Raw genomic sequence first — 24,706 nt, 5'->3', positions numbered from 1 at the left:
AAAAAAAGTCCCACCCCCGCACACCGTGCGGCCCAGCGTGGACCGAACAAACGGAGACAATCAGCCATGCCCACCACCGTCAGGCAGCAAGCGCACACGCGTCGTGTTCTGTCCCGTTTTGCTGGCCGTCAGGCCGGCTCCGCGCGGTAATCCCCCATTCTTCGCCCAATCGCCATGAACAAAGCGATGTCCACTCACGCCACCTCCGGATCCGTCGCCCGGGATGAAGCCGCAGCGTCGCCGCGCGCCCGCACCATGAACGGCACTGCAGGCTCGCCCCCGCCCGCCGACGAAATCGCGCTGCCGAGCACGCTGCTCGACATCACGCCGCAGCAAGCCGGCACGCAAACGCTGTTGCGCGGCCTCGCCATCCTCGAAGCCGCCGCCAGCGGCGTGCGCGATCTGCGCACCTTCGGCGCCACGCTCGGTACGACGCGCAGCACCACCCATCGGCTCGTCAGCAGCCTCGTGCAGGCGCGCTATCTGCGCCAGGTGCAGGGCGGCTATCTGCTCGGGCCGAAGCTGATCGAGCTCGGCACCATCGCGCTCGAACAGATGCCGCTCACCGCGGTGGCGCGCCAGCATCTCGAGTCGCTCGCCGAACAGACGCTCGACACGATCCACCTCGGCGTGCGCGACGGCGACGACGTGCTCTACATCGACAAGATCCCCGGCACGCGCGGTCTGGAAATGCGCTCGCGGGTAGGGCATCGCATGCCGTTGGCGTCGACCGGCATCGGCAAGGCGATGATGCTCGACCTCAAACCGGATTCCTGGCAGTCGCTGTTCGACGCCTCGCGCCGCGCGCTGGCAGGCGTCAGCTTCAAGCCGGATAACCGTCCCGATCTGCCGACCTTCATGCAGCGCATGACCAACTACGCGGCAGGCGGCTACACGTTCGACCTCGAAGAAAACGAGGCGTCGATCCGTTGCGTCGCAGCGCCCGTGCGCGACGCTTCCGGTTCGATCGTGGCGGCGCTGTCGGTGGCGAGCACGATCCCGTATATGTCGCTCGAGCGGATGGACGAACTGATTACGGTCGTGCAGCGTGAAGCGCGCGCCATCTCGGAGGAACTCGGCTGGCGTGTGCCGCAGCCGGCGACGCGCAGGATCAAACGATGACGCAAGCGGGTTCTCCCATGCCGGTCGACACCGTAGCCGCCGTCGACAACGTCACGAACGGCGCTGGCGAACAGCATGCCGCAGGTGTCGGCGTGCTGCCGCAAGCAGGCGCCGCGAGCTTCGATCAGGCCGCGCTGGTCGCGCTCGACTGGGGCACGACATCATTGCGGGCCTACCTGTTCGACACAGCCGGCAACGTGCTGGCGGCGCGCGAGTCGACCGCAGGCATCATGAATTTGCCGCGCGCGGCCGCCGACGGTGGTTTCGATGACGCCTTCGAGTCGGTGTGTAGCGCATGGCTCGCACGCGTCCCCGGCCTGCCGGTGATCGCAGCAGGCATGGTCGGCAGCGCGCAAGGCTGGCTCGAAGCGCCATACGTGGATGCGCCGGCGAATGCCGAAGCGCTGGTCGCCGGCATCGTCCGTGTGCAGACCGCCCGCGGTGTGACCCTGCATATTGTGCCCGGCGTGCTCGAGCGCGGCGAACTGCCGAACGTCATGCGCGGCGAGGAAACGCAGATTTTCGGCGCGCTCGGCGATGATCCCGCCGCGGCTGACGAGGCGCGCCCCGAGCTGATCGGACTGCCCGGTACTCACGCGAAATGGGTGGTGGTGCGTGCCCGTCGCATCGAGCGGTTTCATACCTTCATGACCGGCGAGGTGTTCGCGGCGTTGCGCGAGCACACGATTCTCGGCCGCACGATGGTGACGCCCGATCGTCTGGATACCGATGCATTTCTGCGCGGCGTGAACATCGCGCGTCTGAAAGGGCAGGCGGGGGTGCTCGCGACGGTGTTCAGCGCACGCACGCTCGGCCTGACCGGACAGCTTACCGGCCAGCAGCAGCCCGACTATCTGTCGGGCCTCCTGATCGGCCACGAACTCGCCGGCCTCGGCACGGTGCTCGCGCAACATCAAACCGGCCTCGCGGGCCAGGCGCTGCGTCTGATCGGCAATGAAGCTTTGTGCGAGCGTTATCAGCTCGCGCTGACGCAATTCGGCTGTGCCGAGGCGAAGCTGGTCCGGCAAGCCACCGAACGCGGCCTGTGGCGCATCGCGACTCAGGCAGGGCTGCTGGCACCGGCGGCGGCACCCGCGCTGACGCCGGCCTCCGGCGCCGCACGCGCCAACTGAGGCGCCGCCGCGCACGACATACACAAGGAATCGACATGCAGCCTCACATCAATCTACCGGCTCCGTATTCGCCCCATGCAGGTCTGATGGCGGCGTTCGCGGCGTGCCCGCTGATCGCCATCCTGCGCGGCGTCACGCCCGCGGATGCCGCCGAGCATGGCCAGGCGCTGTACGAAGCAGGCTTCCGGATCGTCGAGGTGCCGCTCAATTCGCCGCAGCCGTTCGACAGCATCGCGGCCATCCGCAAGGCGCTGCCGGCCGATGCGATTGTCGGTGCAGGCACGGTGCTGCATGCGAGCTTCGTCCACGACGTGAAGTCGGCGGGCGGCGAGCTGATCGTGATGCCGCATAGCGACGCAGAAGTGGTGAGCACCGCGAAGGCCCAGGGCTTGGCTTGCGCGCCGGGCGTCGCCACCCCGAATGAAGCGTTTCTCGCGCTGAAAAACGGCGCCGACGTGCTGAAGATGTTCCCAGCCGAACAGCTCGGCTGCCAGGTCGTGAAGGCATGGCGCGCCGTGATTGCCGCTGAAGTGCCGCTGGTTCCGGTCGGCGGCATTACGCCGGACAACATGGGGCCGTTTCTGAGCGTCGGCGCGAACGGCTTCGGCCTTGGCTCAGCGCTGTACAAGCCGGGCCAGAGCGCGGCGGCGACGGCTTCGCATGCGCGGGCCTATATCAACGGCCTGCGGATTGCGAGAGCGGGCGCAAAGAAATGAACCGGCTCGCCAACAAGGTCGCATTGATCACCGGCGCCGGTCGCGGCATCGGTGCGGCCATTGCGCTGGCGTTTGCGCGCGAGGGTGCGGCGGTCGTGCTGGCAGAACTGGATATCGAAACCGCGCAGCGCACCGCGCGGGATATTGAAGCGGCGTGCAAGGCAAGCGGCGCCGGCAGCGCGAATGGCGCGAGTGCGGCAAGCGCTCACGCAGCGGGCGCGAAAGTGCTCGCCGTGCAGACCGACGTGACGCAATCCGCCTCGGTGCAGCACGCGGTGCGCGAAGCGGAAAAAGCGTTCGGCGCGGTGGACATCCTCGTGAACAACGCCGGCATCAACGTGTTTTGCGACCCGCTGACAATGACCGACGACGACTGGCGGCGCTGCTTCGCGGTCGATCTGGACGGCGTCTGGAACGGTTGCCGCGCGGTCCTGCCGGGGATGGTCGAGCGCGGCTCGGGCAGCATCGTGAATATCGCTTCGACGCACGCTTTCAAGATCATCCCGGGCTGCTTCCCGTACCCGGTGGCGAAACATGGCGTGATTGGCTTGACCCGGGCGCTCGGCATCGAATACGCGCCGCGCAACGTGCGCGTCAATGCGATTGCGCCGGGCTACATCGAAACGCAATTGACGCATGACTGGTGGAACGGTCAGCCCGATCCCGCCGCGGCGAAACAGGCGACGCTCGACCTGCAGCCGATGAAGCGCATCGGCCGCCCGGAAGAAGTGGCGATGACGGCGGTGTTCCTCGCATCGGACGAGGCGCCGTTTATCAACGCGAGCTGTATCACGGTGGATGGCGGCCGCTCGGCGCTGTACCACGACTGACTGGCCGCAGACCAGAAACAGCTTGCGATGCGTCGTGGAACGCGCACCGCAAGGAAGCAGAGCGAAACAATGCGCAGCGCCATGGAGCGCCACGCCCAGTTTGAACCGGTTGACGCGCTGGCCGCGTGTGTCAGGACCGGATAAGAAGACGCGGCCGATACCTTCTCGTTATCTACTAATTAGTCAGGAGACTGCAACATGAAACGTAGAATTTTCCTCACGCTGGCAGCCGCAGCAGCGGGTGTGCTGTTCAACGCACCGGTCGTCCAGGCGGCTGACGAAGTCAAGATCGGCTTCCTGGTGAAACAGCCGGAAGAACCGTGGTTCCAGGACGAGTGGAAGTTTGCCGAGATCGCCGCCAAGGAGAAGGGGTTCACGCTGGTGAAAATCGGCGCACCCTCGGGCGAGAAGGTGATGAGCGCAATCGACAACCTCGCGGCACAAAAGGCGCAAGGTTTCATTATCTGCACGCCTGACGTCAAGCTTGGACCGGGCATTGTCGCCAAGGCGAAGGCTGACGGCCTGAAGATGATGACGGTCGACGACCGCCTCGTCGACGGCGCGGGCAAACCGATCGCTTCGGTGCCGCATATGGGCATTTCGGCCTACAACATCGGCAAGCAGGTCGGCGAAGGGCTGGCTGCGGAAATCAAGAAGCGTGGCTGGGACGTGAAGGACGTCGGCGCGATCGACGTGACCTATAACCAGTTGCCGACCGCAGTCGACCGCACCACGGGTGCCACCGACGCGCTGGTCGCCGCCGGTTTCCCGAAGGCCAACGTGGTTGAAGCTCCGCAGGCGAAGACCGACACGGAAAACGCTTTCAACGCCGCCAACATCGCGCTGACCAAGAACCCGCAGTACAAGCACTGGATCGCTTACGGTCTGAACGACGAAGCGGTGCTGGGCGCCGTGCGTGCAGCGGAAGGCCGCGGCTTCAAGGCTGACAACATGATCGGTATTGGTATCGGTGGTTCGGACTCCGCGCTGAACGAGTTCAAGAAGCCGTCGCCGACGGGCTTCTACGGCACCGTCATCATCAGCCCGAAGCGCCACGGCGAAGAAACCTCGACGCTGATGTACGACTGGATCACGCAAGGCAAGCAACCGCCGGCGCTCACGCTGACGACCGGCATGCTGGCCACGCGTGACAACGTCGCGGACGTGCGTGAAAAGATGGGCCTGGCATCGAAGTAAGCCGTATTGAAGAGAAGTGCAGCGGCCAGCCGCCGGACCTGCGGGTCACGGCGGCTGGCCGCGAAGGCAGCGCGCGCAGGAGAGGGTTGACTCGCGCGGGCTGGCAGGAGCAACAATAGTTGAGACAGACCGATGTGCCGGCACGGCGCCAAGCCATGCCCGACCGTACGGTTCACAGGATGCAACAGGAGGCGAAGTGTCAGCGACGCTGCGTTTTGACAATATCGGTAAGGTCTTTCCAGGCGTGCGTGCGCTCGACGGCGTGTCCTTCGACGTGAACGTCGGCCAGGTGCACGGCCTGATGGGCGAAAACGGCGCAGGGAAATCGACCCTGCTGAAGATACTCGGCGGTGAATACCAGCCGGATTCGGGCCGCGTGATGATCGACGGCAACGAGGTGCGCTTCGGCAGCGCGGCCGCGTCGATTGCAGCCGGGATCGCGGTGATTCACCAGGAACTGCAATACGTGCCCGATCTCACGGTCGCGGAAAACCTGCTGCTTGGCCAGTTGCCGAACTCGCTCGGCTGGGTCAACAAACGTGAAGCCAAACGCTTCGTGCGCGAGCGGCTGGAAGCGATGGGCGTCGCGCTCGATCCGAACGCGAAGCTGCGCAAGCTCTCGATCGCGCAGCGCCAGATGGTGGAAATCTGCAAGGCGCTGCTGCGCAACGCGCGCGTGATTGCACTGGATGAGCCGACCAGCTCGCTGTCGCATAGCGAGACCGAAGTGCTGTTCAAGCTGGTGCGCGATCTGCGCGCCGACAACCGGGCGATGATCTATATCTCGCACCGCATGGACGAGATCTACGAGTTGTGCGACGCGTGCACGATTTTCCGTGACGGCCGCAAGGTGGCGTCGCATCCGTCCCTCGAAGGGGTGAAGCGCGACACGATCGTGAGCGAAATGGTCGGCCGTGAAATCACGGATATCTATAGCTACAAGCCACGCGAACTGGGCGAAGTGCGTTTTGCCGCCAGGGCGATTGAAGGGCATGCGCTCAAGGAGCCGGCCAATTTCGAAGTGCGGCGCGGCGAGATTGTCGGCTTCTTCGGTCTGGTGGGCGCGGGCCGCAGCGAACTGATGCACCTCGTGTACGGCGCCGATCACAAGAAAAGCGGCGAGATCGTGCTCGACGGCAAGCCGATCAAGGTCCGCAGCGCCGGCGAAGCGATTCGCCATGGCATCGTGCTGTGCCCGGAAGACCGCAAGGAAGAAGGCATCGTCGCCATGGCGACCGTGTCCGAGAACATCAACATTAGCTGCCGCCGCCACTACCTGCGCGCGGGTTTCTTCCTGAACCGCAAGAAGGAAGCGGAAACGGCGGACAGTTTTATCAAGCTGCTGAAGATCAAGACGCCGAGCCGCCGCCAGAAGATCCGCTTCCTCTCGGGCGGTAACCAGCAGAAAGCGATTCTGTCGCGCTGGCTCGCGGAGCCGGATCTGAAAGTGGTGATTCTCGACGAACCGACGCGCGGGATCGACGTCGGCGCGAAGCACGAGATCTATAACGTGATCTATCAGCTCGCGGAACGCGGCTGCGCCATCGTGATGATTTCGTCCGAACTGCCGGAAGTGCTTGGCGTGTCCGACCGGATCGTGGTGATGCGGCAAGGCCGGATCTCCGGCGAACTGCCGCGCAGCCAAGCGAATGAACAGGCGGTGCTGAGCCTTGCCTTGCCGCAAAGCTCGACCGCACCGCAAACCGTAGCGCCGCAGGCGGCCTGACACTGACCGGACGCAAGTCCCCAATAACCCGTCAGCCCGTGACGAAAACGGGAGGAGTATTCAAATGCAAGCCAGAGAAAACCTCACGCAACAGGCCGCCAAGAGTGCAGCCGACGCGTTGATTCCGCAGCGCAGCGACAAGCAGAAATGGTGGCAGCAGGTCACCGACTACAGCCTGATCGTGATCTTCGCGATCATGTTCATCACGATGTCGCTGACCGTCGATCACTTCTTCTCGATCGAAAACATGCTGGGCCTCGCGCTGTCGATTTCGCAGATCGGCATGGTCGCCTGCACGATGATGTTCTGTCTCGCCTCGCGCGACTTCGACTTGTCCGTGGGTTCCACCGTGGCGTTTGCCGGCGTGCTGTGCGCGATGGTGCTCAACGCGACCGGCAATACGTTCATTGCGATTATTGCTGCGGTAGTGGCGGGCGGTGTGATCGGCTTTATCAACGGCGCGGTGATTGCGTATCTGCGCATCAACGCGCTGATTACCACGCTGGCGACGATGGAAATCGTGCGTGGCCTCGGCTTTATCGTCTCGCACGGTCAGGCGGTGGGCGTGTCCTCGGATACGTTTATTGCGCTTGGCGGCTTGTCGATGTTCGGCGTCTCGCTGCCGATCTGGGTCACGCTACTGTGCTTCATCGTGTTCGGCGTGATGCTCAACCAGACCGTGTACGGCCGCAATACGCTGGCCATCGGCGGCAATCCGGAAGCCTCGCGTCTCGCCGGTATCAACGTCGAGCGCACCCGCGTCTATATTTTCCTCGTGCAGGGCGCGGTGACGGCGCTGGCCGGTGTGATTCTCGCCTCGCGTATCACCTCGGGTCAGCCGAACGCCGCGGAAGGCTTCGAGCTGAACGTGATCTCTGCGTGCGTGCTGGGCGGCGTGTCGCTGCTGGGTGGCCGGGCGACGATTTCGGGCGTGGTGATCGGCGTGCTCATCATGGGCACGGTCGAGAATGTGATGAACCTGTTGAATATCGACGCGTTCTACCAGTACCTGGTGCGTGGCGCGATCCTGCTCGCCGCCGTGCTGCTCGACCAGTTGAAGAACCGCGGCTCGCGCGACTGACGCGCGGCGTCTGACCAAATTGTCTGAAGAGGAATCGAACGATGTCGTCTCCTGCTAATGCAAACGCCCGCCAGGCGGACAACGTATATGCGCGTTATCCGAGCCTTGAAGACCGCGCGGTGCTGATTACGGGCGGCGCGACCGGGATCGGCGCGTCGTTCGTGGAGCACTTCGCGGCACAGGGCTCGCGTGTCGCGTTCTTCGATATCGACGTGAGCGCCGGCGAAGCGCTCGCCGACGAACTGGGCGATTCTCGCCACAAGCCGCTGTTCCTGCCGTGCGACCTGACCGATATCGACGCGCTGCGCAAAGCGATCGCCGACGTCAGGGCGGCGCTGGGCCCGATCGAAGTGCTGGTCAACAACGCGGCCAACGACAAGCGTCACCAGATCGAAGAGGTCACGCCCGAATCGTTCGATGCGGGCATTGCCGTCAACATCCGTCATCAGTTCTTCGCGGCGCAGGCCGTGATGGGCGATATGAAAGCGGCTGGGCGTGGCTCGATCATCAACCTCGGCTCGATCAGCTGGATGCTGAAAAACGGCGGCTATCCGGTCTACGTGATGTCGAAGTCGGCCGTGCAAGGGCTCACGCGCGGTCTCGCGCGCGATCTTGGCCACTTCAATATCCGCGTGAATACGCTGGCGCCGGGCTGGGTGATGACCGAAAAACAAAAGCGCCTGTGGCTCGACGATGCCGGGCGGCGCGCCATCAAGGAGGGCCAGTGCATCGACGCCGAGCTGATGCCTGACGATCTGGCTCGCATGGCGCTTTTCCTTGCTGCCGACGATAGCCGGCTGATCACGGCGCAAGACATCATCGTCGACGGAGGCTGGGCGTGAGCGCAGCGATGCCCGGCACGGGCGCGACCCTGCTGGTCGATGCGCAATGCACGCTGGGCGAGGGCGCGACCTGGTGCGAACGAAGCGGCCGCTTCTACTGGACCGATATCGAAGGTGCAAGGCTGTGGCGTTATGACCCGCGGGACGGGCACAGCACCTCCTGGGCGATGCCCGAGCGCCTCGCGACATTTGCGCTCTGCGCCGATCCGAACTACCTTTTACTCGGACTCGCCACGCATCTCGCGTTTTTCGACCTTGCAACCGGCGAGACCGAGCGTATTGTCGATGTCGAACCGGACATGAACACGCGCGTGAACGACGGCCGCTGCGACCGTCAGGGGCGCTTTGTGTTCGGTACGAAGGATGAGGGCTCGCCCTTGCGCGCAGTAGGTGGGTTTTACCGTCTGAACCGCGATCTGTCGCTCGAGCGCCTGCCGTTGCCGGCGCCCGCGATCTCGAACAGCATCGCCTTCAGTCCGGACGGCGCGACGATGTACTACTGCGATTCGCCGACGCGGGAGATTCGTGCGTGCGACTACGGTGCGGACGGCAGCATTGCCAACGACCGCGTGTTCACGACGCTGACCGATGCGACCGGCGAGCCGGACGGCTCGACCGTGGATCGCGACGGCGGCCTGTGGAATGCGCAATGGGGCGGTGCACGGGTGGTCCGCTACGGCCCGGACGGGCACGAAACCGCACGCGTGGCGGTGCCGACCGTGCAGCCGAGTTGCGTGGCGCTGGGCGGTCCTGAGCTAGGGACGCTCTACATCACGAGCGCGCGTGTCGATCTGGACGCGGCTGCGCTCGCCGGCGATCCACACGCTGGCGGCGTGTTCGCTGCGGTGCCCGGGCCGCGCGGCTTGCCGGAAGCGCTCTTCCAGGGCGCGCCGCTGCCGCATAAAGCGGGTGAGTAAGCCAGTTTTTTCGTGGCACGCAGATGCGGGCCGTGGTGCTGTGAGCAGGTTGAGTCGTGGCGAGTTGCGCATTGCGCCGCATGACGGTTAGCACGCGCACCGCAAGACTCAAGGAGTCGAGGATTCAAAGAGGCGGCCGGTTCAGGCGCCCATATAAACATTCGTCAGCGATGACGATATCGTCTCACGCCTCTCGATGGAGCCCGAAATGACTGTCGCGAATCTCGCTTCCTCTTCACAGAGTACCCAGGCCGCGCAGACGCGCCGCGCCCGGCTGGCGGCGGCCGCCAATCCGGTGCTGGCGGGGCCGAGCACATCGGCGGTGGCGGTCGGCGAGACGAGCGCGGGCGACGTCGCGTGCGTGACGCTCGCCAATACGCACTTGCGGCTCGACGTGGCGCCGTCGCTCGGCGGCGGCATCACCCGTTTCGACTGGCGCAGCGACGGCGCGCTGGTGCCGATCTTTCGCCGCTGCCGGCATGTTGCCGCCGATACTGATCCGAACCAGTTGTCCTGCTATCCGTTGCTGCCATACTCGAACCGCATCGGCGGCGGCCATTTCGGCGTGGGCGGACGGCGTATCGACGTGCCGTGCAATCGCGCAGCCGAGCCGCTGCCGATTCACGGCGACGGCTGGCTGGCGCACTGGCAGGTGGCCGCGACAGAGCGTGACAGCGTGCGCCTGACGCTCGATCGCAGCGACGGCAAGCCCTACGCGTACCGCGCAATGCAAACCTATGCACTCGAAGGCCCGAGTCTCGTGATTTCGCTCGAGGTCGAAAACACCGGCCGCGATGCGTTGCCGTTTGGGCTCGGCATTCATCCGTTCCTGGTGCGCGACGCGCAGACCGAATTGTCGGCCGCCGCCGCGGGACTCTGGCTGCAGGGCGACGACTGGCTGCCGGTGCGTCATGTGCCGGCGCCGCCGGCCTGGCAGTTCGGCGTGGCGTATCCGTTGCCGCAGACCATCGTCAATCATGCTTTTACCGGCTGGAGCGGCCAGGCGGCGGTGGTGTGGCCGAAACGGCGGCTTTCGCTGACGGTCGCCTCGGATACCGATTACTACGTGCTCTACACGCCGCCGGGCGAAGACTTTTTCTGCTTCGAGCCGGTCGATCATCCGATCAATGCGATGAACCTGCCGGGCGGCGCGGCGGCGCATGGCATGACCATGCTGGCGCGTGGCGAGCGCCTGAGCCGGTCATTCCGGTTTACCGTCGAGCGGACTGGCTTGCGCGCGGCGGCTGGGGCGCGGAGTTCGCGGCGGTAGCAGGCGCTGGCGGGTAAAATACGGGCCACTTCTTTAATCAGCCCGCCGCGAGCACCACCATGTCCACTTTCATCCAGACACTCAACGACGCATGGCAGCGTACCAATTCGCTGCTGTGCGTCGGCCTCGATCCTGAGCCGACGAAGTTCCCGGGCACGCTGGCCGGCCGCGCCGATGCGATCTTCGAGTTCTGCCGCACGATCGTCGACGCGACCGCGCCGTATGCGTCGTCATTCAAGCCACAGATTGCTTATTTCGCCGCGCATCGCGCGGAAGACCAGCTTGAGCAACTGATTGCGCACATTCATCGCAACCATCCGGGCCTGCCGGTGATTCTCGACGCAAAGCGCGGCGATATCGGCAGCACGGCCGAGCAGTACGCCCGCGAGGCGTTCGAGCGCTATCAGGCGGATGCCGTGACGGTGAACCCGTACATGGGTTTCGATTCGATCGAGCCGTATCTGGAGCACAAGGGTAAGGGCGTGATCGTGCTGTGCCGGACTTCGAACCCGGGCGGCTCGGACCTGCAGTTTCTCGATACGGCGGGGCGTCCGCTGTATCAGGTGGTCGCGCAACTGGCGGCGCAGAAGTGGAACGCGAGCGAGCAGCTTGGGCTGGTGGTGGGCGCGACGTTCCCGAAGGAAATCGAAGTGGTGCGCGGGATTGTCGGCGACATGCCGTTGCTGATTCCGGGCATTGGCGCACAGGGCGGGGACGTCGAGGCTACTGTGAATGCAGGCCGCACGGCGGCGGGTACCGGCATGCTGATCAACTCGTCGCGGGCGATTATTTACGCCGGCAAGGGCGAAGACTACGCGCAGGCGGCGGCGAAGGCTGCTGAGGAGACGCGGGATCGGATCAATGCGTATCGGTGAGGGGTGTGCGAGGCGCCTCAGATTGAATTGGGCCTCGCATTTGCCAGCCGATAGAACCTTGCGAATTATATCCGTTTGGATATAATTGACGATATGAAGCCAGTGCGATTTCTCGGAGACTCGCTGAAGTGCTTGCGTGAGTTCCCGGAGGACGCCAGGCACGACGTGGGTTATCAACTAGACAAAGTGCAACGAGGTCACCAGCCGGACGACTTCAAGCCCATGCCATCGATTGGGCGGGGCGTGGAGGAGATTCGTGTTTGGGATGAGTCGGGCGCTTACCGTGTCGTTTACACCGCCCGACTCGCCGAAGCGGTGTATGTATTGCATGCCTTCCAGAAGAAAACTCAGGCCACGGCACAACGAGATGTTGACGTTGCCAAGGCGAGATATAACGAACTGATGAGGGGTGTGAAATGACTCAAGCGGAAACCTACGCCAGCGTCTGGGACGCACTTGCTGACACGCCGGAGCAGGCGGCCAATCTGCGTACTCGTGCGGAATTGATGCAGCAGATCGCCGCGCTTGTTGAATCAAGCGGATGGACGCAAGCGGAAGCCGCCACACACTGCGGCGTGACGCAGCCGCGTATCAACGATTTGCTGCGCGGTCGCGTGTCCCGTTTTTCGCTGGATGCACTGGTCAACATTGCTACTGCGCTAGGTCGGCGAGTGCATGTCGAACTGGAAGCGGCTTAGCTGCTAATCGACGCGTTCCGCCGGTCCCAGCCGCGCAATGAATTCCGCATGCGCCGGATAGGCGCTCCCCAGCGCATCGACATCAGCGAGCTCAAATTCGCCGAACTCAAATCCCGGCGCCACCGTGCAGCCTACCAGCGCGAATGTCGCCGGATCTGCGCACTCCGCGGCGAACCACAACCCCGCTGATACCACAGCCTGAAACACGGTGCCCGGATGGCTCAGCGGATTGCCGAGCCGGTGGGTCACCAGTTTCCCGGCCTCATCGAGCACGTGTACCAGCAACGGCTCACCCGCATAGAAATGCCAGACTTCATCGGACCTGATCCGATGCCACGCAGAATGCGCGCCGTCGCAAAGCAGATAGTAAATGGCGGTCGACGCCGAGCGCGCCTCGCCCGATCCATCGCGGTTCACGCTCACAGCCGAGCGATAAGTCTCGCGGAAAAAACCGCCCTCGGGATGCGGCGTCAGCTCAAAGCGCCGGATCAGTTCATCCCTCGCCAATTCCTGAGCCGGCATGGTTAGCGCTCGCGCTCGTCGAGCAACGCCAGCAGCCCGCGCAGCGCATGCGCCGCCGCCTGCACGCGAATCCTCTCGCGATCGCCCTTGAACACCATCGTTTCCACCTCCGTATGCAGCCGGTTGCTCCACCCGAACGACACCGTTCCCACCGGCTTCGTTTCCGTGCCACCGCTCGGGCCGGCCACTCCGGTAATCGACAACGCCACCTGCGCGCGACTATTGCGCAGCGCGCCCTCGGCCATCGCACGGGCCACCGGTTCGCTGACCGCGCCATGTTTTTCGATCAGATCCGCGGGCACGCCGATCATCTCGCTTTTGGCCTGGTTCGAATAAGTGACGAAACCGCGCTCGAACCAGCCGCTGCTGCCGGAGATGTCGGTGATCGCGGTCGCGACCATGCCGCCCGTGCAGGATTCGGCGGTCGCCAGCATCAGGCGCTCGTCGCGCAGCTTGTTGCTCACGCGAATAGCGAGTTGGTGGACGACGGAATCGGTAGCCATGCGTATGTCCGAAAAACGTGAGACGGTCAGACCGTCATGCGCCACAGCGCGATCACCAGTAACGTGAAAAACGCCGCGACCAGGTCATCGAACATGATGCCAAAACCACCTTTCAGTCTGCGGTCGAAGTAACGGATCGGCGGAGGCTTCACCATGTCGAAGAAGCGGAACACGACGAAGGTCCACACCTGGCCGACGAAGGACACCGGCGTCACCATCAGCATCACCAGCCAGAACGCAACGATCTCATCCCACACGACGGGCGACGGATCGTCGATGCCGAGCTTTTTTGCCGTGAAGCCGCTAATCGAGATGCCGGCGAAGAAGCCAACCACGATTAGCACGCCCCAGTCGAGCACGGTCAGATAGCGGTTGAGCACGGCAAACGATGCCCAGGCGAACAGCGTGCCGACCGTGCCCGGCATGACCGGCGACAAGCCGCTGCCAAAGCCGAGCGAAATCAGATGCAGCGGATGCGACAGCATGAAGCGTGCAGTCGCACGGCGCGGCCGCACGGGGCTCGGCTCGGGCGAGTCCGGCGGGCCGCCCCGTGACGGGTCGTCGGCAAGGTCGTCGGCGGGGCCGAGCGAAGGTTCAGTCTGCATGGAAGTGGTCGAAGCCTTGCAAGGTCAAGGTGAGCGGGGTACCGGCTGCATCATGCCAACTGATTGCAGGCTTTTCCGCCGCCGAGTTGAGAGCGCTTATTGTACCGATGCGGGTCAGCGAAATTCCGGCCTGACGGCCGGCTGCCTCGACTGCTGCCCGAGCCGGCGCCGGCGCGGTAAAGCAGAGCTCGTAGTCGTCGCCACCGGCCAGCGTGCAGCGTCTTTGCACATCGATGGGCAGCTTGCGCAGTGCGGCCGAGCGTGGCACGGCATCGATATCGACCTGCGCTGCCAGCTGCGAGCGCTCAAGAATATGCAGCAGATCGCCGGCGAGCCCGTCGGACAGGTCCAGCGCTGCATGCGCAATGCCGCGCAATGCCAGGCCCAGCGCGACACGCGGTTCAGGACGTTCGAGGGCGCGGCGAAATGTCGCAGTGTCGCTCGCGTCGGCCGGCCACTCGCCGCGCAGCACACCGAGTCCGGCTCGCGCGTCGCCGAGCGTGCCGGAAATCCAGATGTCGTCGCCGGCCTTGGCTGCGTCGCGGCGCAACGCCAGCCTGGGCGGCACGCTGCCGAACACGGTAATGCACAGGTTGAGCGGCCCAGCCGTCGTATCGCCGCCAATCAGGTCGCATCCGTAGCGTTCGGCCATTTCAAAGAGCCCATTGCTGAACGCTGCCAGCCAGTCCTCGCGTGCTTGCGGCAGCGCGAACGCCAGCGTGAACGCCTGAGGCTGCGCGCCCATGGCCGCCAGATCCGACAGGTTGACCGCCAGGGCTTTGTGTCCCAAGGCATGTGGATCGATATCGGGGAAGAAGTGACGGCCTTCTACCAGCATGTCCGTCGAAATCGCCAGGATTTCGCCGGGACGCGGCGCAAGCAAGGCGCAATCGTCGCCAATGCCGAGCGAGCCATCGTCGGGGATGCGCGCCCTGCCGGCCCGGCGCGCGAAAAAACGGTCGATCAGCGAAAATTCGGAGAGCATATTGAGGGTCCGTGCGCGCAAAAGCACCTGAGTGGCTGCTAACGGCGCGCATTGTACGGTGATATTGCTGCGTCGCCGCAATGTGTCCTGATGAGAGGGCGCGCAACCTTTCACTCTGTTTCAGTCGCGGCAGCTGTACCCTTTTTGAAGGAATTGCGTTAGGGAATGGCGCTACAATGCCGTCGAACACCTATTCTAATCCGCACTTCCAAGCCCGCCTTATGTCGAATCCCGTCAATAGCAAACTCCGCGAAGCCGCTCTCGATTATCACGAATTCCCGACCCCCGGGAAGATCGCGATCGCGCCGACCAAGCAGATGATCAACCAGCGTGACCTCGCGCTGGCGTATTCGCCCGGCGTGGCGTTCGCGTGTGAGGAAATCGTCGAGAATCCGCTGAATGCCGCCCGCTTCACCGCGCGCAGCAACCTCGTCGGGGTCGTGACGAACGGCACGGCGGTGCTGGGCCTCGGCAACATCGGCCCGCTCGCCTCCAAGCCGGTCATGGAAGGCAAGGCCGTGCTGTTTAAGAAGTTCGCCGGTATCGACGTGTTCGATATCGAGCTGAACGAGTCGGACCCGCACAAGCTGGTCGACGTGATCGCCGCGCTCGAACCCACCTTCGGCGGCATCAACCTGGAAGACATCAAGGCGCCGGACTGCTTCATCGTCGAACGCGAATGCCGCAAGCGCATGAAGATTCCGGTGTTCCACGACGACCAGCACGGCACCGCCATCGTTGTCGCGGCCGCTATCACCAACGGCCTGAAGGTCGTCGGTAAAGACATCAAGACGGTCAAGCTGGTCGCCTCGGGCGCCGGCGCCGCGGCGCTCGCCTGTCTGGACCTGCTGGTCGACATCGGCCTGCCGCTCGAGAACATCATCGTGACCGACCTGGCCGGCGTGGTCTACAAGGGCCGCACCGAACTGATGGACCCGGACAAGGAGCGCTTCGCCCGTGAAACCGACGCCCGCTCGCTGGCGGAAGCGATTGGCGGTGCGGACATTTTCCTCGGCCTCTCGGCTGGCGGCGTGCTCAAGCAGGACATGGTCAAGCAGATGGCGGAGCGGCCGCTGATTCTCGCGCTGGCCAACCCGACCCCGGAAATCCTGCCGGAACTGGCGCTCGAAGTGCGCCCAGATGCCGTGCTGTGCACGGGCCGCACCGACTACCCGAACCAGGTGAACAACGTCCTGGTGTTCCCGTTCCTGTTCCGCGGCGCGCTGGATGCGGGCGCCACGACGGTGACGCGGGAAATGGAAATTGCCGCGGTCAACGCGATTGCCGAACTGGCGCGCCAGGAGCAGAGCGATATCGTCGCGACGGCTTACGGCATCCAGGATCTGTCGTTCGGGCCGTCCTATCTGATTCCGAAGCCGTTCGACCCGCGCCTGATCGTCAAGGTCGCGCCGGCCGTGGCAAAGGCGGCGATGGACTCGGGCGTGGCGGAGCGTCCGATCGAAGACATGGAGGCGTACGAGCAGCATCTGCAGCAGTTCGTGTACCACAGCGGCACGACCATGAAGCCGATTTTCCAGCTCGCGCGGGGTGTCGAGCCGGAGAAGAAGCGCATTGTGTTCGCGGAAGGCGAAGAAGAACGCGTGTTGCGCGCGCTGCAGATCATCGTCGACGAAAAGCTGGCCAAGCCGATCCTGATCGGCCGTCCGGCGGTCATCGAGCAGCGCATTGCGCGTTATGGCCTGCGTCTCGTCAACGGTCAGGACTACACGGTGGTCAACACGGATCACGACGAGCGCTACCGCGACTTCTGGCAGGCGTATCACAAGCTGATGTCGCGCAAGGGCATCAGCGAGCAGATGGCCAAGCTCGAAATGCGCCGCCGCACCACGCTGATCGGCGCAATGCTGGTGAAGAAAGGTGAAGCGGACGGCATGATCTGCGGCACAGTCAGCACGACGCACCGCCACCTGCACTTTATCGACCAGGTGATCGGCAAGAAGGAAGGCCGCAACGTCTACGCGGCGATGAACGGGCTGGTGTTGCCGGGCCGGCAGATTTTCCTCGTCGATACCCACGTGAACGTCGACCCGACGCCCGAGCAGCTCGCTGAGATCACCATCATGGCGGCGGAAGAAGTGCGCCGCTTCGGCATTGAGCCGAAGATCGCGCTGGTGTCGCATTCGAACTTCGGCACGAGCAATGCGCCGACTGCCCAGAAGATGCGCGATACGCTCGAGATCTTGCGTGAACGCGCGCCGGACCTGGAAGTAGACGGCGAAATGCACGGCGACGTTGCGCTCGACCACAACCTGCGCCGCGAAGTGCTGCCCGACTCCACGCTCGAAGGCGATGCGAACCTGCTGGTGCTGCCGAATATCGATGCGGCCAACATCTCGTACAACCTGCTGAAGACGGCTGCCGGCAATAACATCGCGATTGGCCCGATCCTGCTGGGCGCGGCCAAGCCGGTGCACGTGCTGACGGCTTCGGCCACGGTGCGCCGGATTGTCAATATGACGGCACTGCTGGTTGCCGACGTGATCGCGGCCCGTTAAGCGGCCATCCACATAACGCCGACAGGCGAAAAAAAGGCGTGCCCGCAACGGGCACGCCTGTGGGCGAACAGGGGATTGCCACCCAATAAAGGCACGAATCGACGGCATCCACCTCAGATTGTCCGAAAATAAACCGAGCCTCACTCAATTACCCCGGACTGCGCCGTCGAGTAAATTTTAACTCGAACGAGATAAAATAATCTGTCAAGAGTTGTCAAAATTGCTTGGGTGGCGCAATCCATCAACAATGGAACCTTTCGTTTGCCGAACGAACGTTGATTCCAGGGGCCATTAGCGATACCCTTACGTCTTTCATGGTCGTCAAACTCGTGATCTAACAGCGGGAACCCTGATTCATGGCACGCAAGTGGCTCCGCAACGGCGTGCTTATCGGCGCCCTGGCGTTTGGCAGTTTGTGCGGGAGTCTGGTCACCGGCGCGTTCGCGCGGGACTATTCGGCACCCGGCAATAGCGACAATCAGGTGCAAGGCACCATCGCGGTCGCGCAATTGCCGCGTGAAGCAGTCAATACTTTGAACTTGATTGCCGCAGGCGGGCCTTACCCGTATGAGAAGGACGGGATCGTATTCGGCAACCGCGAAGGGCTGCTGCCACCGCATCGGCGCGGCTATTATCACGAATACACCGTTCCTACGCCGCGTGCCCGCAATCGCGGCGCACGTCGCATTGTCTGTGGGGGTCCGCTCCAGCATACTGATAATTGCTACTACTCAGACGACCACTACACCAGTTTTAATCGTATTGTTGAATGACATCGGGATGAACGGCATGAGCGACAACATCTACGCGCACGACTCCGGAGTCGCGACGGATCTTTTCGCGGCCGGCGACGGCAATCTGTTTCAGCGTGTCATGCAGATGCGCACCGCCGGTGACGGACGGGACACCCAGAGCGAAGCCAGCACTGTGCTTTCATCGAACGAGGGGCCTATGAGTCTTTTCAAGACCGTACGACCGAATATCGTACAGTCGATCCGCGCGTTTCGCGTGCAGGATCTCGCTGACGAGGCCAGCCAGCTCGGCCAGCACTTTCTGTATGCGTTCTGCGCGAATGCGCAGTCCAAACAAGAAGTCCTCGAAACGATTGCGACTTCGTTTCTGTTTCCGAAACATTTCGGCAAGAATTACGACGCCCTCTACGATTGCCTGACCGACCTGGTCGCGAAGGCGGGCACGCAACCGGGCTTCGTGATCGTGCTGGAGGCGTTGCCGGTAGCGCAGAAATTCGACAAGGAAGGGCGGGAAACGCTGCTCGACGTGTTCCGCGAGGCTGCGGAATTCTGGGCCGAGCGCAAGGTTGCGTTCCGCGTGTTTTATTCGTTCGCCTGAGCGTGCCGGCGGTGTGTGGAGCGGGGTGAAGCCAAATTAGCCGCGCCAGGCACGGTGGCAGTACGGATGACTTAACAAAGCAAAGGCCCGCCGATTGGCGGGCCTTTGCTTTGCGGTGACGTCTTTGCGGTGTCCTGAGCGTTGGGTGTTGGTTGGACCTGCACGGCCCCGAGCTCAAAGGTGGTTAGGGTGGCTAATGTGCGGCGCTGACCTCTCGAGGCTTTACCACCCGCCCCAGCGCGCGGCCAACGCGGCCAGCACGGCGATCCCGGCTGTTTCGGTGCGCAATACGCGCGGACCGAGACCCACTGCCGTGAAGCCGTGGTCGGTCGCTGCGGCTTCTTCGGCCGCTGAAAAACCGCCCTCCGGCCCGATCAGCAGCGTCACGCGGCCGTGCGGCGGGGTGGCCGGCAAAGCCGCAAAGCTGATGCTCGCGCGGGGCGAAAGCAGCAGGCGCAACTCCCCTTCTTCGGGCGCGCGAGGCAGCGCGCCGAGCCATGTGGCGATCTCGCGCACCGTTGCGACTTCGGGCAGGCGATTGCGCCCGCACTGTTCGCACGAAGAGCGCACGATACCCTGCCAGTGCATGTGGCGCCGTTGCGCTCGCTCGCCGGACAGGCGCACGACGCTGCGCGTGGTGGTCAGCGGCACGAAACTGGAGGCGCCCAGTTCGACGGCCTTTTCGATCAGCCAATCCATCTTGTCGCCGCTGGCGATGCCTTGTGCGAGCGTCAGGCGATAAGGCGGCTCCACCTCAATATCTCGGAATTCGCGAATCTTGACCGTAGCCGAGCGGCGTTCGACTTCGACGAGCTCAGCGCTGTACTCGCCGCCTTCACCGTTGAAAAGCACGACCGAGTCCCCCGGTTGCAGGCGCAGGACCAGGATGTGCCGTGTGACGTCATCGGGAAGCTGCATGATGTCGTTGGGCTTGAGTGCCGTACCGACGAAGAAGCGAGGCATCAGGAAAATACTCATTGGTTTACGAAAGGTGGCGAGCGAGCGCCCATCGGTAGCCGTCCAGGTCTTCGACCTGCGCAAAACGGTCACCCCAGAACTGATCTTGCGGCTCGCTCAGCGATCTGGCGCCGGCCGCGAGGGCCCGCGCATAAACCGCGTCGACATCGTCGACATAAACATAAAACGATTGCGGGGCAATCGCACCGGCGCTTTTGGGTGTCTTCGCCGTCGAGCCGAACGCGCCTTCCGGCGCAAACATGACGATCAACTGGCCTTGGTAAACCATCTCGACGTGCATGACGACACCATCATCCTGGACGCTGTCACGCACCTCGAAGCCGAATGCCGCCTCAAAGAATGCAATGGCGGCACGCGCGTCGCGTACCGTCAGATAGGGGGTCAACCAAGGCACACCGGCCGGGCGAGAGGCGGTCATGGAGTTCTCCGGATCTGGCTAGGGTCAGCGGGGCGTGTGCAGCACAGCCAGGCGGTCGGCGCACGAAACTTCCGCGCCAACCAAACCGCACATTGTGCCGCCGCGTTACCGTGCTGGCTTTAAGAATTGACTTAGTTTATCGCGCACGGCACGAGATGCCGAGAACAGACCGGCGTGCGCATGCTCGTCGTACCAGCCAAGTCCGGCGATCCCACGGGCGGCGAGTTGCCGGGCGACGACGTCCGCAGTGAGTGCGGCGGGGTCGAGCGTGTCGCTGGCGGTGGCCATCATCCATAGCGAGCCGTGCAGCGGCACGAATGCCCCCATCGTGCGCACCACGGCAAAGGCGCCGCGTAGTCCGTCGAGCAGCGTTGCTGCGCGCGCTCCATGAAAATACGGCGCGCCCAGGTGCAGCGACAAGGCTGCGTCCGGAGTCATGACGCGCTTGAGCTGGGCGTAGAACGCCGGGGTGTAGAGGCTCGCCGCCGGCGAGTCGGGCGGTGTCAGGTCAAATACGATCAGGTCGAACTGTTCCCCGGTAGCGGCAACGAAACCGGCGGCGTCGCCTATCACCAGTTCTACCCGCGGATCGTCGAAGGCGCCGCCATGCACCTGAGGCAGATACTCGCGCGTGAGGCGCACCACCTGCGCATCCAGTTCGGCCACCACGATTCTCGCGATGCCGGGATGCCTGAGTAGCTGCCGTGCCGCGCCGCCGTCGCCGCCACCCAGTACCAGAGCGGCGCGTGGCGCCGGATGAGCCAGAGCGTTCGGGTGGACCATGCATTCGTGATAGATAAACTCGTCGCCGACCGATGTCATCGGACGCCCGTCAAGCGTGAAGAGCCGCCCGAGTTGCGGCGTATCCCATACCTCGATAAGTTGCCAGGGCGAAGTGACGCTCGCGAGGCGCCGTGCGTTCGGGAAGCCATACAGGGCGTATGGGGTCGGCTGGAAAAGCAGCGGGGCGCTCACGGTGGGCGGGGCGCGCTCGGGCGCGGCGAGTTGGCGATGCTCGGATTATAGAGGCGCGGGCGGCGCCGGGCCGAGTTCCGGCCCCAATCTCCGCCGCGCCGCCCCGCGCGGTTCGCGGCCGGAAAGGCCACAACCATCTGTTAGAATGTGACGCTTTGCAGCCTTGTCCGTTTGCTCTGCCCGTATCGCGTCTCCAGGCGCCGCACCGTGCGCCGTAGCAGACTGGCCGCCGAGCTTCCGGACCCGCCGCCCGCGCCCCGCTTTTTGGACTCGTTCTCCGGACTCGACATGACGACCCCGTCTCCCGCCCCCACTTCCCTGATGGCCAACGCGATCCGCGCGCTGGCTATGGATGCTGTTCAACAAGCGAATTCCGGCCACCCCGGCATGCCGATGGGCATGGCCGAGATCGGCGTTGCGCTGTGGTCGCGCCATCTGCGCCACAACCCGAAGAACCCGCAGTGGGCCGACCGCGACCGCTTCGTGCTGTCGAACGGCCACGGCTCGATGCTGCTGTATTCGCTGCTGCATCTGACCGGCTACGACCTGCCGATCGAAGAGCTGAAGAACTTCCGTCAAATGCACTCGAAGACCCCGGGCCACCCGGAATACGGCATCACGCCGGGTGTCGAGACGACTACCGGCCCGCTCGGCCAGGGTCTGGCCAATGCAGTCGGCATGGCGCTCGCCGAGTCGCTGCTCGCCACGGAATTCAACAAGCCCGACGCGAAGATTGTCGATCACCACACGTATGTGTTCGTCGGCGACGGCTGCCTGATGGAAGGCATCTCGCATGAAGCCTGCTCGCTCGCGGGCGTGCTGAAGCTGAACAAGCTGATCGCTTTCTACGACGACAACGGCATCTCGATCGACGGCGAAGTGGTGCACTGGTTCCACGACGACACGCCGAAGCGTTTCGAGGCCTACGGCTGGAACGTGATCCCAAATGTGGTCGGCCATAACGTCGACGCAGTTGACGCGGCAATCAAGCAAGCGAAGCTGTCGGACAAGCCGACGCTGATCTGCTGCAAGACCGTGATCGGTGAAGGCGCGCCGACCAAGGCCGGCAGCCACGATTCGCACGGCGCGCCGCTCGGCGACAAGGAAATTGCCGCCACGCGCGAGGCGATCGGCTGGAAGTGGGAGCCGTTCGTGATCCCGCAGGAAGTCTATGCAGCGTGGGACGCGAAGGAAGCGGGCGCGCGCAACGAGGCTGAGTGGGACAAGGCATTCGCCGCGTACCAGGCCAAGTATCCGCAGGAAGCCGCTGAATTCACGCGCCGCATGGCCAAGCAACTGCCGGCCGATTGGGCGGAGAAGGCGCAAGCCATCATCGCCGGCGCGAACGAGCGCGCGGAAACCGTCGCAACCCGCAAGGCATCGCAGCAGGCCATCGAAGGCCTGTCGACCGTGCTGCCGGAACTGCTCGGCGGCTCGGCTGACCTGACCGGCTCGAACCTGACCAACTGGAAGGCGGCCAAGCCGGTGCGCGTCAACGCGGAAGGCCACGCAGCCGGCAACTACGTCAACTACGGCGTGCGCGAGTTCGGCATGAGCGCCGCCATCAACGGCGTCGCGCTGCACGGCGGCTTCAAGGCATTCGGCGGCACGTTCCTGACGTTCTCGGACTACAGCCGCAACGCGCTGCGCGTCGCCGCGCTGATGAAAGCGCCGTCGATCTTCGTGTTCACGCACGACTCGATCGGCCTCGGTGAAGACGGCCCGACCCACCAGTCCATCGAACACGTCGCCAGCCTGCGTCTGATTCCGCATCTGCAGGTGTGGCGCCCGGCTGACACTGTCGAAACCGCGGTGTCCTGGACCCAGGCGGTCGAGCATCATGGTCCTTCGTGCCTGATCTTCAGCCGTCAGAACCTGCCGTTCTCGGAGCGCACCGACGCGCAGATCGCCAACATCGCCAAGGGCGGCTACGTGCTGCGCGACTGGAACGACGAGATCGTTGCGCGCAAGATCATCCTGATCGCCACCGGTTCGGAAGTCGAGCTGGCGCTGAAGGCGGTCGAGCCGCTGGCGCGTGAAGGGATCGCAGCGCGTGTGGTGTCGATGCCGGCCACGACCGTATTCGACCGGCAAGACGCCGAGTACCGCGAGCGCGTGTTGCCGAAGGACGTGCGCCGCGTCGCAATCGAAGCGGGCGTGACCGATTTCTGGCGCAAGTACGTGGGCCTGGAAGGCGGCGTGGTCGGGATCGACACGTTCGGCGAGTCGGCCCCGGCTGGCGTGTTGTTCAAGCATTTCGGCTTCACCGTCGAGCACGTCGTAGAGACGGCTAAAGCCGCACTGGGCTGACGAGTGCCCGGTTCCCGCTGCGTGCGCTCCACGCCCGGCGGGAACCGGCTCCGCAGAGCCAGCATGGACGTATTTTTTTCAGCCATCAGGAGATAGACCATGACGATTCGCGTCGCAATCAACGGCTACGGCCGGATCGGCCGCAACACGCTGCGCGCCTTCTATGAAAACGGCAAGAAGCACGACATCCAGATCGTCGCCATCAACGACCTGGGCGATGCCAACACCAACGCTCACCTGACGCAATACGACACGGCCCACGGCAAGTTCCCGGGCGAAGTGTCGGTGGACGGCGACTACCTGGTCGTCAACGGCGACCGTATCCGCGTGCTGGCCAACCGTAACCCGGCTGAACTGCCGTGGGGCGAACTGAACGTCGATGTCGTGCTGGAATGCACGGGCTTTTTCACGACCAAGGAAAAGGCCAGCGCGCACATCAAGGGCGGCGCCAAGAAGGTCATCATCTCGGCACCGGGCGGTAAGGATGTGGACGCAACGATCGTCTACGGCGTGAACCACCACGTGCTGAAGGCATCGGACACGGTCATTTCGAACGCATCGTGCACGACCAACTGCCTGGCGCCGCTCGTCAAGCCGCTGAACGACAAGATCGGCCTGGAAAACGGTCTGATGACCACGATCCACGCCTACACGAACGACCAGGTTCTGACTGACGTGTATCACGAAGACCTGCGCCGCGCGCGCTCGGCCACGCACAGCCAGATCCCGACCAAGACGGGTGCTGCATCGGCTGTCGGCCTCGTGCTGCCGGAACTGAACGGCAAGCTGGACGGCTACGCCATTCGTGTCCCGACCATCAACGTGTCGATCGTCGACCTGTCGTTCATCGCCTCGCGCGACACGACGGTGGATGAAGTCAACGCGATCATGAAGGAAGCGTCGGAAGGCGCGTTGAAGGGTATCCTCGGCTACAACAAGGCGCCGCTGGTGTCGATCGACTTCAACCACAACCCGGCTTCGTCGACGTTCGACGCGACGCTGACCAAGGTGTCGGGCCGTCTGGTGAAGGTGTCGAGCTGGTACGACAACGAGTGGGGCTTCTCGAACCGCATGCTGGACACGGCTGTGGCGCTCGCTAACGCGAAGTAAGCCGCACTACCGCTGCGTCTCACGTCT

25 protein-coding genes are annotated in these 24,706 nt (G+C 63.9%); 18 read left to right on the top strand and 7 right to left on the bottom strand.

Going from position 1 to position 24,706, the window contains the following annotated elements; translation table 11 throughout:
• The first annotated feature begins 174 nt into the window (after positions 1-174).
• The 13 genes from FFS45_RS19170 (at position 175) to FFS45_RS19110 (ending at position 12,407) form a co-directional block, all read left to right on the top strand.
• Positions 175-1,122 carry an IclR family transcriptional regulator gene (locus FFS45_RS19170; protein ID WP_137956207.1) on the top strand — a complete coding sequence of 316 codons (948 nt, stop codon included), beginning with the start codon at positions 175-177 and terminating at the stop codon, positions 1,120-1,122.
• Positions 1,119-2,255 carry a 2-dehydro-3-deoxygalactonokinase gene (locus tag FFS45_RS19165; RefSeq protein WP_137956206.1) on the top strand — a complete coding sequence of 379 codons (1,137 nt, stop codon included), beginning with the start codon at positions 1,119-1,121 and terminating at the stop codon, positions 2,253-2,255. Before FFS45_RS19170 ends, FFS45_RS19165 begins: the two co-directional genes overlap by 4 nt.
• Positions 2,256-2,290: 35 nt before the next feature.
• A complete protein-coding gene (locus FFS45_RS19160; RefSeq protein WP_137956205.1) occupies positions 2,291-2,971 on the top strand; it encodes a 2-dehydro-3-deoxy-6-phosphogalactonate aldolase in 681 nt (226 codons plus the stop codon).
• Positions 2,968-3,801, top strand: coding sequence for an SDR family oxidoreductase (locus tag FFS45_RS19155; protein ID WP_137956204.1), 834 nt, complete (start codon positions 2,968-2,970; stop codon positions 3,799-3,801). Before FFS45_RS19160 ends, FFS45_RS19155 begins: the two co-directional genes overlap by 4 nt.
• A 198-nt stretch (positions 3,802-3,999) precedes the next feature.
• Positions 4,000-4,998 carry an arabinose ABC transporter substrate-binding protein gene (locus tag FFS45_RS19150; RefSeq protein WP_137956203.1) on the top strand — a complete coding sequence of 333 codons (999 nt, stop codon included), beginning with the start codon at positions 4,000-4,002 and terminating at the stop codon, positions 4,996-4,998.
• 196 nt (positions 4,999-5,194) lie between these two features.
• On the top strand, positions 5,195-6,724 hold the full coding sequence (araG, locus tag FFS45_RS19145) for an L-arabinose ABC transporter ATP-binding protein AraG (RefSeq protein WP_137956202.1): 1,530 nt from the start codon (positions 5,195-5,197) through the stop codon (positions 6,722-6,724).
• Positions 6,725-6,788: 64 nt separating this feature from the next.
• Positions 6,789-7,805, top strand: a complete 1,017-nt coding sequence (gene araH, locus FFS45_RS19140; protein ID WP_137956201.1) for an L-arabinose ABC transporter permease AraH — start codon at positions 6,789-6,791, stop codon at positions 7,803-7,805.
• 41 nt (positions 7,806-7,846) lie between these two features.
• Positions 7,847-8,647: an SDR family oxidoreductase gene (locus tag FFS45_RS19135; protein WP_137956200.1), complete on the top strand. Its 801-nt coding sequence runs from the start codon at positions 7,847-7,849 to the stop codon at positions 8,645-8,647.
• An 8-nt stretch (positions 8,648-8,655) separates the two neighbouring features.
• Positions 8,656-9,564 (top strand): SMP-30/gluconolactonase/LRE family protein, encoded by a 909-nt coding sequence (locus tag FFS45_RS19130; protein ID WP_137956271.1) that lies wholly within the window; start codon positions 8,656-8,658, stop codon positions 9,562-9,564.
• A gap of 208 nt (positions 9,565-9,772) precedes the next feature.
• Positions 9,773-10,834, top strand: a complete 1,062-nt coding sequence (locus FFS45_RS19125; protein WP_137956199.1) for an aldose 1-epimerase — start codon at positions 9,773-9,775, stop codon at positions 10,832-10,834.
• A 59-nt stretch (positions 10,835-10,893) separates the two neighbouring features.
• A complete protein-coding gene (gene pyrF, locus FFS45_RS19120) occupies positions 10,894-11,709 on the top strand; it encodes an orotidine-5'-phosphate decarboxylase (RefSeq protein ID WP_137956198.1) in 816 nt (271 codons plus the stop codon).
• 165 nt (positions 11,710-11,874) lie between these two features.
• The gene (locus FFS45_RS19115) at positions 11,875-12,129 is read left to right on the top strand and encodes a type II toxin-antitoxin system RelE/ParE family toxin (RefSeq protein WP_349292324.1); all 255 of its coding nucleotides are present in this window, start codon (positions 11,875-11,877) and stop codon (positions 12,127-12,129) included.
• Positions 12,126-12,407 carry an XRE family transcriptional regulator gene (locus FFS45_RS19110; protein ID WP_137956196.1) on the top strand — a complete coding sequence of 94 codons (282 nt, stop codon included), beginning with the start codon at positions 12,126-12,128 and terminating at the stop codon, positions 12,405-12,407. Before FFS45_RS19115 ends, FFS45_RS19110 begins: the two co-directional genes overlap by 4 nt.
• A gap of 3 nt (positions 12,408-12,410) precedes the next feature.
• Here FFS45_RS19110 and FFS45_RS19105 read toward each other — a convergent pair whose 3' ends face one another.
• From FFS45_RS19105 to thiL, 4 genes are read right to left on the bottom strand one after another with little or no spacing between them, the layout of a single operon-like run.
• A complete protein-coding gene (locus FFS45_RS19105; protein ID WP_137956195.1) occupies positions 12,411-12,929 on the bottom strand; it encodes a cupin domain-containing protein in 519 nt (172 codons plus the stop codon).
• A 2-nt stretch (positions 12,930-12,931) separates the two neighbouring features.
• The gene (locus FFS45_RS19100; RefSeq protein WP_137956194.1) at positions 12,932-13,432 is read right to left on the bottom strand and encodes a CinA family protein; all 501 of its coding nucleotides are present in this window, start codon (positions 13,430-13,432) and stop codon (positions 12,932-12,934) included.
• A gap of 26 nt (positions 13,433-13,458) precedes the next feature.
• Positions 13,459-14,037 (bottom strand): phosphatidylglycerophosphatase A, encoded by a 579-nt coding sequence (locus FFS45_RS19095; protein ID WP_137956193.1) that lies wholly within the window; start codon positions 14,035-14,037, stop codon positions 13,459-13,461.
• The gene (gene thiL, locus FFS45_RS19090) at positions 14,027-15,022 is read right to left on the bottom strand and encodes a thiamine-phosphate kinase (RefSeq protein ID WP_137956192.1); all 996 of its coding nucleotides are present in this window, start codon (positions 15,020-15,022) and stop codon (positions 14,027-14,029) included. The genes FFS45_RS19095 and thiL overlap by 11 nt, the downstream gene beginning before the upstream one ends.
• A 176-nt stretch (positions 15,023-15,198) precedes the next feature.
• Here thiL and FFS45_RS19085 point away from each other — a divergent pair, with 176 nt between their 5' ends.
• The 3 genes from FFS45_RS19085 to FFS45_RS19075 all read left to right on the top strand — a co-directional run bounded on the left by FFS45_RS19085 (position 15,199) and on the right by FFS45_RS19075 (position 18,888).
• A complete protein-coding gene (locus FFS45_RS19085) occupies positions 15,199-17,538 on the top strand; it encodes an NADP-dependent malic enzyme (protein WP_137956191.1) in 2,340 nt (779 codons plus the stop codon).
• 356 nt (positions 17,539-17,894) lie between these two features.
• Entirely contained in the window at positions 17,895-18,311 is a 417-nt protein-coding gene (locus FFS45_RS19080; RefSeq protein ID WP_137956190.1) for a ribonuclease, read from the top strand.
• Positions 18,312-18,327: 16 nt separating this feature from the next.
• A complete protein-coding gene (locus tag FFS45_RS19075; protein ID WP_137956189.1) occupies positions 18,328-18,888 on the top strand; it encodes a barstar family protein in 561 nt (186 codons plus the stop codon).
• 222 nt (positions 18,889-19,110) lie between these two features.
• On the opposite strand, the gene FFS45_RS19070 is transcribed toward FFS45_RS19075, so the two are convergent.
• The 3 genes from FFS45_RS19070 to speE form a co-directional block, all read right to left on the bottom strand.
• Positions 19,111-19,851, bottom strand: coding sequence for a 16S rRNA (uracil(1498)-N(3))-methyltransferase (locus FFS45_RS19070; RefSeq protein ID WP_137956188.1), 741 nt, complete (start codon positions 19,849-19,851; stop codon positions 19,111-19,113).
• 19 nt (positions 19,852-19,870) lie between these two features.
• Positions 19,871-20,284 (bottom strand): VOC family protein, encoded by a 414-nt coding sequence (locus tag FFS45_RS19065; RefSeq protein ID WP_137956187.1) that lies wholly within the window; start codon positions 20,282-20,284, stop codon positions 19,871-19,873.
• Between the two features lie 105 nt (positions 20,285-20,389).
• Positions 20,390-21,259, bottom strand: coding sequence for a polyamine aminopropyltransferase (gene speE, locus FFS45_RS19060; RefSeq protein ID WP_137956186.1), 870 nt, complete (start codon positions 21,257-21,259; stop codon positions 20,390-20,392).
• Between the two features lie 288 nt (positions 21,260-21,547).
• Between speE and tkt the strand changes: the two genes are divergently transcribed.
• Positions 21,548-23,569, top strand: coding sequence for a transketolase (tkt, locus tag FFS45_RS19055; protein WP_137956185.1), 2,022 nt, complete (start codon positions 21,548-21,550; stop codon positions 23,567-23,569).
• 99 nt (positions 23,570-23,668) lie between these two features.
• Positions 23,669-24,679 carry a type I glyceraldehyde-3-phosphate dehydrogenase gene (gap, locus tag FFS45_RS19050; protein WP_137956184.1) on the top strand — a complete coding sequence of 337 codons (1,011 nt, stop codon included), beginning with the start codon at positions 23,669-23,671 and terminating at the stop codon, positions 24,677-24,679.
• Positions 24,680-24,706: the final 27 nt, after the last annotated feature.

The sequence above is a fragment of the Burkholderia sp. 4M9327F10 genome (assembly GCF_005503145.1).
Lineage (GTDB): Bacteria > Pseudomonadota > Gammaproteobacteria > Burkholderiales > Burkholderiaceae > Paraburkholderia.
Note: the sequence above shows the minus strand (reverse complement) of the source record. Positions and strands in the feature narration are given on the sequence as shown.